This window comes from Moraxella sp. CTOTU48841 (genome assembly GCF_032061225.1).
GTDB classification, from domain to species: Bacteria; Pseudomonadota; Gammaproteobacteria; order Pseudomonadales; family Moraxellaceae; genus Faucicola; species Faucicola cinerea.
Window position 1 is genome coordinate 445,007 of sequence record NZ_DAMBFQ010000001.1, and the last position, 12,915, is coordinate 457,921.

11 protein-coding genes are annotated in these 12,915 nt (G+C 44.5%); 4 read left to right on the plus strand and 7 right to left on the minus strand.

From position 1 onward, the window contains the following. Nucleotides 1–212 precede the first annotated feature (212 nt). A complete protein-coding gene (locus RT034_RS01905; RefSeq protein WP_313012957.1) occupies nucleotides 213–1,157 on the minus strand; it encodes an alpha/beta hydrolase in 945 nt (314 codons plus the stop codon). Between the two features lie 205 nt (nucleotides 1,158–1,362). Here RT034_RS01905 and RT034_RS01910 point away from each other — a divergent pair, with 205 nt between their 5' ends. Together RT034_RS01910 and RT034_RS01915 are read left to right on the plus strand one after the other, a co-directional pair. Then, complete coding sequence (locus RT034_RS01910) at nucleotides 1,363–1,794, plus strand: BLUF domain-containing protein (RefSeq protein ID WP_313012960.1); 432 nt, start codon at nucleotides 1,363–1,365, stop codon at nucleotides 1,792–1,794. Between the two features lie 160 nt (nucleotides 1,795–1,954). Next, a complete protein-coding gene (locus tag RT034_RS01915) occupies nucleotides 1,955–2,530 on the plus strand; it encodes a BLUF domain-containing protein (RefSeq protein ID WP_313012962.1) in 576 nt (191 codons plus the stop codon). A 164-nt stretch (nucleotides 2,531–2,694) separates the two neighbouring features. On the opposite strand, the gene RT034_RS01920 is transcribed toward RT034_RS01915, so the two are convergent. From RT034_RS01920 to RT034_RS01945, 6 genes are all read right to left on the minus strand, one after another. Continuing rightward, nucleotides 2,695–3,267 carry a BLUF domain-containing protein gene (locus RT034_RS01920; RefSeq protein WP_313012964.1) on the minus strand — a complete coding sequence of 191 codons (573 nt, stop codon included), beginning with the start codon at nucleotides 3,265–3,267 and terminating at the stop codon, nucleotides 2,695–2,697. 252 nt (nucleotides 3,268–3,519) lie between these two features. Continuing rightward, on the minus strand, nucleotides 3,520–4,272 hold the full coding sequence (locus tag RT034_RS01925; RefSeq protein ID WP_313012965.1) for a hypothetical protein: 753 nt from the start codon (nucleotides 4,270–4,272) through the stop codon (nucleotides 3,520–3,522). A gap of 106 nt (nucleotides 4,273–4,378) precedes the next feature. Further along, nucleotides 4,379–5,665, minus strand: coding sequence for an ammonium transporter (locus RT034_RS01930; RefSeq protein ID WP_219298979.1), 1,287 nt, complete (start codon nucleotides 5,663–5,665; stop codon nucleotides 4,379–4,381). A 262-nt stretch (nucleotides 5,666–5,927) separates the two neighbouring features. Further along, entirely contained in the window at nucleotides 5,928–6,140 is a 213-nt protein-coding gene (gene cydX / locus RT034_RS10835) for a cytochrome bd-I oxidase subunit CydX (protein WP_082168233.1), read from the minus strand. A gap of 32 nt (nucleotides 6,141–6,172) precedes the next feature. Continuing rightward, nucleotides 6,173–7,309, minus strand: a complete 1,137-nt coding sequence (cydB, locus tag RT034_RS01940; RefSeq protein ID WP_313013333.1) for a cytochrome d ubiquinol oxidase subunit II — start codon at nucleotides 7,307–7,309, stop codon at nucleotides 6,173–6,175. Then, nucleotides 7,302–8,930 (minus strand): cytochrome ubiquinol oxidase subunit I, encoded by a 1,629-nt coding sequence (locus tag RT034_RS01945; protein ID WP_313012968.1) that lies wholly within the window; start codon nucleotides 8,928–8,930, stop codon nucleotides 7,302–7,304. The genes cydB and RT034_RS01945 overlap by 8 nt, the downstream gene beginning before the upstream one ends. A 438-nt stretch (nucleotides 8,931–9,368) precedes the next feature. On the opposite strand from RT034_RS01945, the gene cydD reads away from it, so the two are divergent. Together cydD and RT034_RS01955 are read left to right on the plus strand one after the other, a co-directional pair. Further along, nucleotides 9,369–11,066: a thiol reductant ABC exporter subunit CydD gene (cydD, locus tag RT034_RS01950; RefSeq protein WP_313012969.1), complete on the plus strand. Its 1,698-nt coding sequence runs from the start codon at nucleotides 9,369–9,371 to the stop codon at nucleotides 11,064–11,066. Nucleotides 11,067–11,070: 4 nt separating this feature from the next. Next, complete coding sequence (locus tag RT034_RS01955) at nucleotides 11,071–12,882, plus strand: amino acid ABC transporter ATP-binding/permease protein (protein WP_313012970.1); 1,812 nt, start codon at nucleotides 11,071–11,073, stop codon at nucleotides 12,880–12,882. Nucleotides 12,883–12,915 lie beyond the last annotated feature (33 nt).

Consider the following 12,915-nt stretch of genomic DNA (forward strand, 5'->3'; position numbering starts at 1 on the left):
TATGCAGTAAAAATTGCAGCGAAGATTGGAGAGCAAATGGCATAAATAATTGCATAAAAATGCAAACCGAGTCGGTTACCTCAACTCGGTTGTGATTCTTTCATCGCATTTGAGTCTACTGGCTCAGCAGCGGTATGCCTTTGACTGCATGAGTCTGTGAAAATTGCCGCTGCTTAAAAGTTTTTCTTGGAAATTTTTCTTGGAAATCTTTCTCACTGCGCTGTTGGCAAATGCCGTCGCATAAAATCATTGACCTTGTTAAAGGTGGGATAAAACGACTGTAACGGTGCTGCCAGACCAATGACGACGCCTGCATGAGTGGCAGGGACTTGCACCCGTTCCACGTTGCCGCCTGCTTGGGTCAGCGCTTTTTGTAAGCTATCAGCATTTTGTGGGTACACAATCATATCTTTACTGCCTGTGACCAACAAATGCGGGGGTACATCTTGGCGGATATGATACACAGGCATCACTTGCTGGCGGGTGCTATTGGCTGGAAAGGCAACTTTAGTAGTACCGCTACGAAAATCATAATCATACGGACCTGCTAGTCCAATCACACCTAATATTGCCTTGTTGGGAATGCCGGTGGTTTTCCAAAAACGGTTATCATCCACCGCAGATACCACATTAAACGCCCCTGCAGAATGCCCCATGACAAACAGCTGATTAGGATTGCCGCCATATTGAGCGATATTGCGATACACCCACCCCATGGCGCTGGCTGTATCAAGCACATAATCTGGGAATACGTTTGCAGGGGCTAAGCGATAATCAATCACCACTGTGGTGTAGCCTGACTTGGCAAACTGCTTACCGACAAAGCCATAGGTTTGACGTTTGCCATGTTGCCAGCTGCCCCCGTATACAAATATCAAAACAGGGTGACGCTGACCGTCTGCAGGGTTATAAATATCGAGTTGTTGGCGGGCATCTGTGCCATAGGCAATGTTTTTGACGGTTTTAATACCATTTGATACTGTGCTAATGCTATCAGCTTTTGCGGCTATTGGTGCGTTTTTTGTCGCCATGGCCTGACAGCCTGTCAAACTTAACCCCACAAGGGCTATAACCGCAGCAGCTCCAAGTTTGTATTTATTCAAGCGGACGGTGGCGGATGACGGGTTTTTTGAAGCGTAGGTCAATGAATTTGGCATAGGTTTCTCTTTTTTAAGGGTTTCTCTTTTTAAGGTTTTTGCTTTTTTAAATAAGTAAGTTTTTAAGTCAGAATATTAAATTTGAAATGATTAAATATTTATGTAAGAAAATGGCTTTTTGTTAAGTATAATCGCTTATAAGCGTTAATCAAATGCCTGCTGTAGTGAATTGGTAACAGCGATAACCTTATGTTGGATATCCTTTATGTGTGATGCTATTTATTATTTAACCTACACCAGTAAAATCACCCTACTAGGCGCGATTAATCCGTTTACTTTCAAAACTATCGAGCGGATTTCTAGGCAAAACAATCATGCCCAACACATCACGGGATTTTTGCTATTCAAAAATGGGCATTTTTTTCAATATTTGGAAGGGGATAAGGCATTAGTCACTCACCTGTACCAAGATTTACTGAAAGATTATCGCCATAAACAGTTAAAAATAATTACCGAGGGTCATCGGGATCAGCCGCGGTTCAAAAAATGGGATATGTACTGTATTGACATTGATAAGGATGTGAATAATTTATCAATTAGCCGACTATTTCAAGCGTTTACCCCAACCTATTGGCAATCATTGGAAGTGAACGAGCTAATCACAGATATGCAAACACAGCATCATAAAAATAATTAAATTTTTTAACCTAAAAAGATTTATAAACTTTAATTTATTTTTGTATGAATTAAGGGTTATACTTTAGTTTAGACAGATGATGCTAAATTAATAATAACATTAAAAATTATTATGCTACACTCAAAGTAACATATAAAGAGTATGGCTGAGGAGTTCTACGATGATATCTCCCCCTACTTACTACCTGACTTATACCAGTTCGCTTACTTGGTCAGCCGCTTTAAAGCCCAGCACATTTACCCAGATTTATCAAAGTGCCAAAGATAATAATCAAAAAATAGGCATCATGGGTTTTATCCTATTCAAAGATGGTCGCTTTCTGCATTTTATGGAAGGTAGTGAAATGTATATAGCGAATTTGTACCTCGCTATCACCCATGATAAACGCCACCACAAAATTCATCTTATCCATCAAGGTACGACCCGTGCTAAACGCTTTAAGCAATGCGATATGCTATGTGTGACACCCGGCATATCCCATACAACCCCAGTGATTAGCGAGCTGTTAGCAAAGTTTGAAACCTACCAATGGCAGACCGAACAGGTCGAGCAATTACTCAATGACATGGTCGCATTCTATGAGCGCGATGCTGCTGATATTGCGCCCTACCAAGTCAAAGCAGGAAGCTATATCGGTGCCATCATCAAACACCATGTCAAAAAACACCTTTTTTTCAGGCTCACCGTCATCACGGTTCCATGGTTGGTGATATTTATGCTGTTAATTGACTTATAAATTTTTGCCAATCTGATGGCAAAAAAGGCTAACCATAAAACGCTTACGCAAGCGCAAGATAGTGACGCGGTTTTAAACTCGACTTTTCCGCCGCCTTTATTTATTGGGTATTTGGTATTCGTCACTGTCGGTTTATACCCTATCGCGTTAATCAATGTTTGCTATTAATAGTTGCTTTTTAAGAACAATAAACTGATGAAAAACATACCTAATATCAGCAGTTGAATGATTAAATATTTTTTATTCTGCCCCATAAAGCGGCGATAAAGCACCGAGAAAAAACTGCCTGTTTGGGGGGTAATGCCAAGTAAATGGTTTTTTGCCATTAGTGACATCACTTCATGTACGTGAGCTTGGCTCCAATGATAAATATCAAAGTCGTACACCATATCTGGAAGATTAAGCAGTTCGAGGGTTTGGGTTTTTTCGTCCATGTTATAACAATTCATCAGCCATTGCTGATAATAGCGTTTTTCTAACTGTCCCTGGTCTAACACCACTATCTCTTTATGTCGTCGGTCTTGCTTTATCGTGTTAAATAATTGTTCACATACCGCTTTTTGACCTTCAATATACTGCAAAAATTTGCCATCCTTAAACAATAAAAACCCCGTAATATGATGGTGTTGATTGTTGGACTGGGCTTGCTCGCGAATATCAGTGAATAAATTATGGTCAAAAATTTGGGTCAAATTTATTTTACTGGCGTAGACATAATACTGAATTTGATGATTCATGACATCTTCCGAAAATTTGTAAGGGAAGGCAGTTGCAATAAATTTTCATCGGTTAAAAAAAGCTTAACATTATGACACCTAGAATTGGACTCATAAAATTAAGCTAGAATACAGGATCAAGCTCAGTGCTAAACTCTCTAAAATGGACCTGGAAATAAAATGAACTGGGAACTTGCCATTTAGCATCTTTAGGTCTGCATAAAAATTGTACTATGATACTGTCAATCCGTAGTAATTTATATAAATGGCATTCTACATAAATTTTTCAACCAAAGATACGTCAAACTTGGCTTTGGTAATCTTGTTTGCCTGCGCCAAAGCAATATCTGCATCAGTAGGCCCCGCCCATTGACACGCTTGCTGATAAAATAACGATAAGATAGTTCTAAATCCTGCTGTATCCGCATCGGTCAACGACATTGTCAATGCACTTTGTTTATCACCACCAAAAAACTGATCAAAAAAGTGAATCATGGTTAAGGTTAACGCGTGATTGGTTTCTGCCTTGCGAGCTAATAGCCCAAAACCACGGGATTTTGATGAATTATGATGCTGATGAATCGTCTGCCGGACACTGTCTAAAATTTGGCTGCCCAATAATGGTGAAAATTGCGCCATAAAACTATCAATCAGTAACTCAAAGGCGGCTATTTGACTAGATATTGGTTTAGATATTGGGTCAGGTTTTTGCTTAGAGATAGCTAATTGACTGGATGATGGGTGAGTTACTAGGCTATTTTGCCCCAAATCAGGGATATCATGGGTCATCGTTTGGGATTTGGCTGCACCCATTTGATAATCACTCAGCGCTTTCATCAAACTTCGACGGATATTTGAGCGATATTCTTTGGTTGCGTTGTCTTGCGTAATTTCATGGACAAAACGCTGGATTTGGTAAGGCGTAATATCGGCATAATCTTTATGAAAGATGTCCATGGCTTTACGTATATCAGCATCTTTTAAAAACGGTGTTAACGCAGATTTGATAGTAGCTTCTTTGTTCATGACGGTGCCAAATATTTAAAGTTAATAAAATTACAATTGACGCAAATGACTGTAGTTGATTGGATACCTGTGACGACAGAGCATACATGTACCTCAAAATTTAAAACTAGTGCCGCTCAGTTAGCGTTTGCTGACTAAATAAGCTATCTTGGAATTCAGGGTAAGCCCCTTCGGCATGTTCGGTAAAGTCAAGTCCGCGTTGCTCATGCTGTGCAAGTACGCGAAGACCGATGGTTTTTTCTATCACAAAATACACCACCATACCCAGTCCAAACGACCAGACAAACATTGCCCCAATACCCATCAGCTGTACGATGATACGATGGGTGCTGAATAAATCACCTTCATAAAACAGCCCTGCTGCCAGCGTACCCCACACACCGCCGCCCACATGCACGGCAACGGCATACACCGCATCATCCATTTGAACATTATCCAACAACCGCTTCACCGCCAAATACGCCAAACATGCACCAACACCGGTAACAATCGCATACACAGGCGACATGGTCGCACAGCCTGCGGTAATGGCGACCAACCCTGCAAGGCTGATATTGACCGTATCACTCAATAAAATTGCTTTACGCATCACCCCTGAAATTAGCAGATAAGCCGTCACCGCACTCACCCCTGCTAGGTGGGTATTTAGCATGATTTTGCCCAAATTGCCTGAACTAGTCAGTGTAGAACCTGCGTTAAATCCAAACCACGCTAACCATAGAATAAAGCCGCCCAATGTGACAAGCGTGAGATTATGACCGGCAATCAAACGCGGCGTGCCATCAGGGGCAAAGCGACCAATACGCGGTCCAAGGACGATAATGCCTGCGAGCGCTAACCACCCACCGACAGAGTGCACCACCGAAGAGCCGGCAAAATCAATAAATCCAAGCTGGGCAAGCCAGCCTTGACCGCCATAATAGCCACCCCACGCCCAACTTGCTACGACTGGATAAATCAGTCCGCAAGTCATCAACGTACCAATCAGATACCCTGAAAATTTAATGCGCTCCGCCATCGCACCACTGGCAATGGTGGCGGCGGTGGAAGCAAACATCATCTGAAAAAACAAATGTGCCCATTGCATATTGCTAAGCTGCTCTGGTAAAAACTCGCTTTGGCCCACGTAACCTGTCGGGTTGTTGCCTGCCATCAAACCATAACCCAAGATATAAAAAATTAATCCGCCAATCGCCATGTCGGTGTAGTTTTTCATCAACACATTCACGGTATTTTTACTGCGCACTGAGCCTGCTTCAATGAGCGCAAAGCCCGCCTGCATAAAGAACACCAGCAAACCGCCAATAACCACCCACATCACATTTTGGTAGTCATACAGCTGCTCATTGGTGGGCGTCGCAGCGTACACCGAGGAATGTTGATAAAAAACCATTACGGATAATAGCCATTTATAGGCTTTCTTAAACCGTTTACTCGTATGCCGTTGAACCGTATTGTTTAACTTTCTCATAAAACTTTTGCCCTTATGCCCTCGATAAAAAACTATCGCTCAAGTATTAATCAGTTTTGCCAAGACAGGGAATGCAAATTGTGTACCAAATAAGAAAATAATTAAAAAATAGCGGGTTTTGACAGCGCATAAAAAAGCGCTTTAAGCCGTGATGACTTAAAGCGCTAATGGTTGAGGTTGATGGCTATAATGACTCGTTATCTGAAGTCTTACCTGTTTTATGGATATCTTCAGTGGGATTGCCTTCTGTCACCGTACCATCATTGGTGGGATTATCGCCCTTTGCTTTTGGATTAAAGGCTTTATTACGCGCATCGGCATTTTCAAGCCACAGCGCGTTTAAAATCGCCAATAATACCGCAAACCCCAATCCTAATATCCACGCAAAATACCACATTGTGTTCTCCTATTAAGTTGCCTTCATTTGGGTCAGTAAAGTGAATGCTCTTGCTCTCGAACATAAGCCTTGGTTACTTTACCGCGCATCACGTTATATGCCCAGCTGGTGTAGCCTACAATCATCGGTAATAACACCACCACGACAACCAACATAATCATCAAGGTAAGATGACTCGATACACTGTCCCAAACCGTCAAGCTTGAACGTGGATCGCTAGAGGATGGCATGACAAACGGAAATAACGCCACCCCTGCGGTCATAATCACACTAAGCACAGCAATACTGGAGGCGATAAATGCGGTCAAGGTTTTACGTGCTTTTAGCAATATTGCTGTGACAAGCGGCATGATGACACCCAGTGCAGGGAATGCCCATGCCAGCGGATACTGATGATAATTTGCCATCCATGCGCCCGCTTGACGCGTCACCTCTTTATTGAGCACATTTGGCAAGGCTTGGGGGTCAATGTGGCTGGTGATATGATAGCCGTCAATCGATTGTATCCATACCCCTGCCAGCACAAACAACACCGCCATCACCATACTACTGATAGCAGCGTAGTTAAGGGTACGATTTTGTACCTCGTCAATTGTGCGATGCGCCAAATACGCTCCCCCTTGCATAATCAACATAGACGCACTAATCAAGCCACACAGTATGGCAAATGGATTAAGTAATGCCCAAAATGAGCCTGTGTAAGTCGATACCAAATGATTATTAAAACTAAAGGGCACGCCTAAAAACAAATTACCAAATGCCACGCCAAACACCACAGCCGGGATAAATGAACCGACAAACAACCCCCAGTCCCACGCTTTGCGCCAGGCTGGATTGTGTATCATACTGCGATATTTAAACCCCACCGGGCGGAAAAATAACGCCCACAACACTGCCATCAACGCCCAATAAAAACCGCTAAAGGCAGTGGCGTACACCATCGGCCATGCCGCAAAAATCGAGCCACCTGCCGTGATAAACCATACTTGGTTACCTTCCCAGTGCGGACCAATGGTATTGATAATCACCCGGCGCTCTTCATCATCTTTGCCGACAAAAGGCAGTAACGAACACACGCCCATATCATGCCCATCCATGATAGCAAACCCAATGAGCAGCGCACCGACCAATAACCACCAAATAATTTTGAGTGTTTCATAATCAAACAACATGATTCACCTCGGCTGTATCATGGGGCAAATTTAATGAAGGACTCACATGAACCTTGTGAGTATCTTCGCCGTAGTATTTGCCTGTACCTAGACTTGCAGGTCCTTTACGGGCATATTTCACCATCAAGTACATTTCAATCATCAGCAGCACCGTATAAAAACCAACAAATCCCGCCAGCGAGGCATACACATTCGCCACGCTAATGTTGGAGGTTGAAAAATAGGTTGGTAACATGCCATAAATCGTCCAAGGTTGACGCCCATACTCGGCAACAAACCAACCAAATTCAGCAGCAAGCCAAGGCGCAGGGAGCATCAATAATGCCCAACGTAACAGCCAAGGTTTTTGGATAAAGTTGCCTTTGACACTTGACCAAAGACTAATCGTAAACAATGCCAACAATAAAAAGCCCAAGCCTACCATGGCACGAAATGACCAGAACATCGGAATAATAGGTGGAATGGTGGCATCGGTGGCCTGTTTAATCATTGCCGGCGTGGCTTTACTGACATCAGGCGAATAGCGTTTGAGCAATAACCCAAAGCCCAAGTCTTTTTTTACCTTTTCAAATTCAGCCACTGTCACAGGATTTGGGGTTGAACCCGGGGGCGCACTGCGTAATTGATCCAGTAGCACCACCGCTTTTTGACCATTGATGATACGTTTTTCATTGATGATTTTGATATCATGGATGCCCAAAATCGGGGTATCTAGTGAGCGCGTCCCAATCAAGCCCATCACATACGGAATTTGTACTGCCCAGTTGTTTTTTTGCTCGGCTTGGTTGATATCTGCAATCAAATTAAAACTGGCAGGCGCAGGCTCGGTTTCCCACATCGCCTCTATCGCTGCCATTTTGGTTTGCTGTGCCAAGCCGATGGAATAACCCGACTCATCACCCAGCACAATGGTGCTACAAATCGACGCAAAACCAAATGCCGCCGCGACTTGAAAGCTGCGTTTGGCAAATTCGACATCGCGTTTTTTGAGCAGATACCACGCTGAGATGGCAAGCACAAAGGTCGCTCCCACCGTATAGCCGGCAGAGACGGTATGCACGAATTTGTTCTGCGCATCAGGGTTAAATAATACTGCCGCAAAATTGGTCATTTCCATGCGCATGGTTTGGTAACTAAACTCTGCGCCAACCGGATTTTGCATCCACCCATTGGCAATTAAAATCCATAACGCGGATAGATTGGTACCCAGTGCCATCAACATAGTCACCAGTAAATGCTGTCCGCGTGACAGTCTATCCCAACCAAAGAAAAACAGTCCGACCATGGTCGATTCTAAAAAAAACGCCATCAAGCCTTCAATGGCAAGCGGCGCACCAAAAACATCGCCGACATATTGTGAGTAATATGCCCAGTTGGTACCAAACTGGAATTCCATGGTGATGCCGGTGGTGACACCCAAGGCAAAGTTGATGCCAAACAATTTGCCCCAAAAACGCGTCATGTCTTTCCATACTTCTTTGCCTGTCATCACGTACATGGATTCCATGATGACCAGCAGCCACACCATGCCCAGTGTGAGTGGTACAAATAAAAAATGATATAACGCCGTGACTGCAAATTGCAGACGGGAAATATCGACGAGATGTTCTGTTATCATGTTGACTCCTTGGTTTGACAACCAATTCAGATGTCAATTACCCTCATGCGTGGTTTAAAAAGGGTAATTTTTTATTTACAAACATTATATAAATCTATAAATTATTTGTCATGCGGCATAATGTCGCACCCGACTACCAAATACGACTACCCATCTTGCGCAAATACTACGAGCCGTATTGCGCTGCTGCTACCATCTGCTGGTATCATGCTATAGATAAGCGATAGTTTATGGGTAGTATTTTAAAGTGGCGCGGTCGTTCATCGCTTTATTTAACTGTCTCTTATATGCCTTTATCAAGGTTTTATCAACCCTTATCGGTGGGCAATGTGTTTACATTTTTTAGTCTCATTGCATTGATGAGCATTACGCCATATCTAACAAGCGCTTGATACGCTATGATGTGTCAATTGATTTTATCGTTACTATTAACCAACCATGTCTGAAACTTCTACTGTCAACCAAACCCTTCGTCACTATGCCGCTATGGCAAAGCGACCGATTTATATGGCATGGGGACTGTCAGTTGTATCCACGCTGGTATTGATTGTGCAGTCTTGGCTGATTGCGGTCATCTTTGCAAATTGGTTAACGCAAATCGCCCATCACCGCCCTGCCACTGACGTATTTTTTGATTATCTGCCGTGGCTGATGGGATGTCTGTTGCTACGTCCTTTACTGCATTTTTGCAAAGACCAGCTGGCGTTAGACGCGGGGCTACAAGTAGCCAGCATCCTACGAAAAACGCTACTTGAAAAACTGGCACAAGTAGGTGCAGCGCGCTATCAGTATGGCAGTGATGGCGGGCTTGCCAGTATGGTGATTGAGCAATGTGACGCCTTAACGGGCTATGTCAGCCGTTTTTATCTGCAGCGACTGATTGTGGTGACCACACCTATCATGCTATTAGTCGCCGCTGCGACCCAAAGCTGGATAGCGACGCTGATTTTACTGCTGACCGCACCCCTAGTTCCTGTATTTATGGTATTAATTGGTCATGCCACCGCCCGTAAAAGTCGGCAACAATTTGCCGCGATGGCACAGCTGAGCGGGCGATTTTTGGATTGGTTGCGTGGCACGGCGACACTGCAACGGCTGGATGCTGTTGGGCACGCGAGTCAAGACATCGATGCCTCAGCCGAAGCCTACCGTATGCGCACCATGTCGGTACTCAAAATTGCGTTTTTAAACACCGCCGCGCTAGAGCTGTTAGCTGCGCTGTCGATTGCGCTACTTGCCGTGTATTTGGGTTTTGGTTTAATCGGTATTTTACCTTGGCAAAAAAACACGGTGCCTGTGCCTTACCAGTCGGCGCTATTTTTACTACTGTTGGCACCCGAATTTTATGCCCCGCTACGTCAGTTGGGCGCGGATTATCATGTCAAAGCGCAAGCGGAAGGTGCGATTGCTGAATTATCACCGTTGTTAGCGTTTGAATCAGCGGAAAAAACAAAGGCTTACCATTTTATGTTAACCGCCCCCCCTGCCATTGACGCGGATAATATTTGGGTCAATCATCAGCAGCGCATACGGCTCGCGCCGTTAAGTTTTGCTATTGCCGCAGGGGAACGGTTGGCGATTGTCGGTCAAAGTGGCAGCGGCAAATCCACGCTATTGCAAATTTTTTTGGGTTTTTGTGCCTATCAAGGCGATATTTTTATTGATAACCAAAATTTTAACACCATCAATTCCACGCAATTTCGCCACCAAATCGCCTATTTGTCACAGCAAACCATGCTACTGCCGATGAGTATCGCCGATAATTTGCGCCTGCCAAACCCAACCGCCAGTGATGACAAATTATGGCAAATTCTTGCACAAGTGGGGTTAAAACCTTTGATAAAAGCACTGCCAAATCAGCTAGATACTCAGTTGGGTGAACGTGGTAGCGGCTTGTCCGGTGGGCAGCAGCGACGACTGGCAATAGCCCAGTTACTGTTGCAAGACGCGCAGCTTTGGCTACTCGATGAACCCACTGAGCATTTAGATAGTGATACCGCAGCCGAGATTAATGCGCTATTACAACAAGTGACGAGGGGGAAAACCGTGTTATGGGTGACGCACGATGCCACAAACCTGCCTTGGCTGGATCGGCAAATGAGCCTTGATATTGCATCTACTTTGGCAAAGGCGTAACGGTATGACAGACTTTACTAGTGAAAACAATAGTGAAAATAAACTTGCTAGTGAAAATAAACTTATTGGTGAAAATAGCCTTGTCAAAACTCACCTGCAAAAAAAAGCACACAGTCATCAAACCTTTCATTTAACCCAGCTATTTAGCACGCAGCTAGATAAATGGCTCATTGCTGCCTTGTTAGGCATGATGACTGCGTTATCCGTGATTGGGCTATTGATGACGTCAGGGTGGTTTATTTCTGCGGCAGCAATGGCGGGGATGCTGGCGCTGGGTTCACACAGTTTTAATTATCTGGTACCGGCAGCGATTATCCGTGTGATGGCGATGGTACGTACCGCAGGACGCTATGGTGAAATGATGGTGTCCCACCATGCGGTGTTTGGTTTGTTGCAGCGGCTGCGAGTGCGGTTTTTTAACCAGTTTGCACGCCTGCCACTGGCAAACTTATCAAGTACCCTACAATCTACCCATGCCATGCACCGTTTAACCCATGATATTGAGGTGCTCAATGAGTTGCCACTGCGCGTGATATCACCTTGGCTAGTCGCTACCACCGCTAGCTTGCTAGTAGCCATCTTACTTTATCAGTATGAGATTAACCCCATGCTGATTACCATATTTTTAATCGCCGGTTTGATGCTGCCTGCCATGCTGACATGGCGTAGTATCAAGCACGCCCGCGCTCAGCAGGCATTGGCAGAGTCTAGGCGTGTCAGTTTGCTCAATCCGCTATCGGCGCTTACCCATTTATTGATTTGGCAGCGCTGGCAATCCGAATTGACTGCTTTTAACAGCGTCGATACTCAACATACGCATCAGCAAAAGCGTATCCAGCGCGCCCAGTCATTGGTCATGCTGATCATGCAGTGGCTGATTGCAGCGGTTTTGGTCGGCTTGTTAGTGGGTTTTTATCACACGCCCCTTGTCATCAGTGTGCCGATGTTGCTTGCGCTATTCCTCGGTATCATGGGCATGACTGACTTGCTAGCGCCGTTAGTCACCCATTCGCTAGCCCTTGGCAATAGTTTGGCAGCAAAACATCAACTCAATGAATTACTCAATCCTTCGCTACAACCTAGCCATCATTTAACGCCTGATTTAACCCATCATTTAAACCATGATTTAGCTTCTTTACCCATTGATGTTGCGCGCCTAAATGCGCCACTCACACTCACCATCAATCAACTAGCTGCCAAAATGCCGCAAGCGATTGTCGGTTTCAAAGCTATCAGCTTGACTGCCACCCAAGGCATTCCTGTATTGATTACTGGGCGCTCGGGCACAGGCAAATCAACACTGTTACAAGTGCTAGCCCATGAACTAGCACCACAACAAGGCAACATCGAGCTCAATGGGATGGATTGGCTAGCGTTACACGATACGCCCGCACTCACAGGTTATTTGGGGCAACAGATTGATATTTTTGACCAGACCTTGGCGACCAATTTAAGATTGGGCAGCACCGATGCCAGTGATGAACAGCTTTGGCAAGTGCTGGGTAAGGTTGGACTCAAAGACTGGGCGCGCAGTCAGCCGCTACAATTACAGACCCCGCTAGGGGAATACGGGCAAGCTATTTCCGGTGGTCAAGCCAGACGTATTGCCTTGGCACGGCTATTACTTAGCCCAAAAAAAATCTTGCTGCTTGATGAGCCGTTTGCGGGACTTGATAAAAAAAGCCGTGAAGCACTGTGGCAAATGCTGCTACAGCATCAGCAGCAAGGCATTTTAATCATTGTCACCCACCATCTTTGGCAAACTGACCATCCAATTAATATCGTGCAATTACCTGAGCCTGATGTTTTAATTTAACCTGTGGGGTCAGGTTTGATTTGACAGGCAAAA

What these genes read in the sequence shown, in the direction of transcription:
- RT034_RS01905 (WP_313012957.1), bottom strand. Translation starts at nt 1,157, where the DNA reads ATGCCAAATTCATTGACCTACGCTTCAAAAAACCCGTCATCCGCCACC.
- RT034_RS01910 (WP_313012960.1), top strand. Translation starts at nt 1,363, where the DNA reads ATGTGTGATGCTATTTATTATTTAACCTACACCAGTAAAATCACCCTA.
- RT034_RS01915 (WP_313012962.1), top strand. Translation starts at nt 1,955, where the DNA reads ATGATATCTCCCCCTACTTACTACCTGACTTATACCAGTTCGCTTACT.
- RT034_RS01920 (WP_313012964.1), bottom strand. Translation starts at nt 3,267, where the DNA reads ATGAATCATCAAATTCAGTATTATGTCTACGCCAGTAAAATAAATTTG.
- RT034_RS01925 (WP_313012965.1), bottom strand. Translation starts at nt 4,272, where the DNA reads ATGAACAAAGAAGCTACTATCAAATCTGCGTTAACACCGTTTTTAAAA.
- RT034_RS01930 (WP_219298979.1), bottom strand. Translation starts at nt 5,665, where the DNA reads ATGGTTTTTTATCAACATTCCTCGGTGTACGCTGCGACGCCCACCAAT.
- cydX (WP_082168233.1), bottom strand. Translation starts at nt 6,140, where the DNA reads ATGTGGTATTTTGCGTGGATATTAGGATTGGGGTTTGCGGTATTATTG.
- RT034_RS01945 (WP_313012968.1), bottom strand. Translation starts at nt 8,930, where the DNA reads ATGATAACAGAACATCTCGTCGATATTTCCCGTCTGCAATTTGCAGTC.
- cydD (WP_313012969.1), top strand. Translation starts at nt 9,369, where the DNA reads ATGTCTGAAACTTCTACTGTCAACCAAACCCTTCGTCACTATGCCGCT.
- RT034_RS01955 (WP_313012970.1), top strand. Translation starts at nt 11,071, where the DNA reads ATGACAGACTTTACTAGTGAAAACAATAGTGAAAATAAACTTGCTAGT.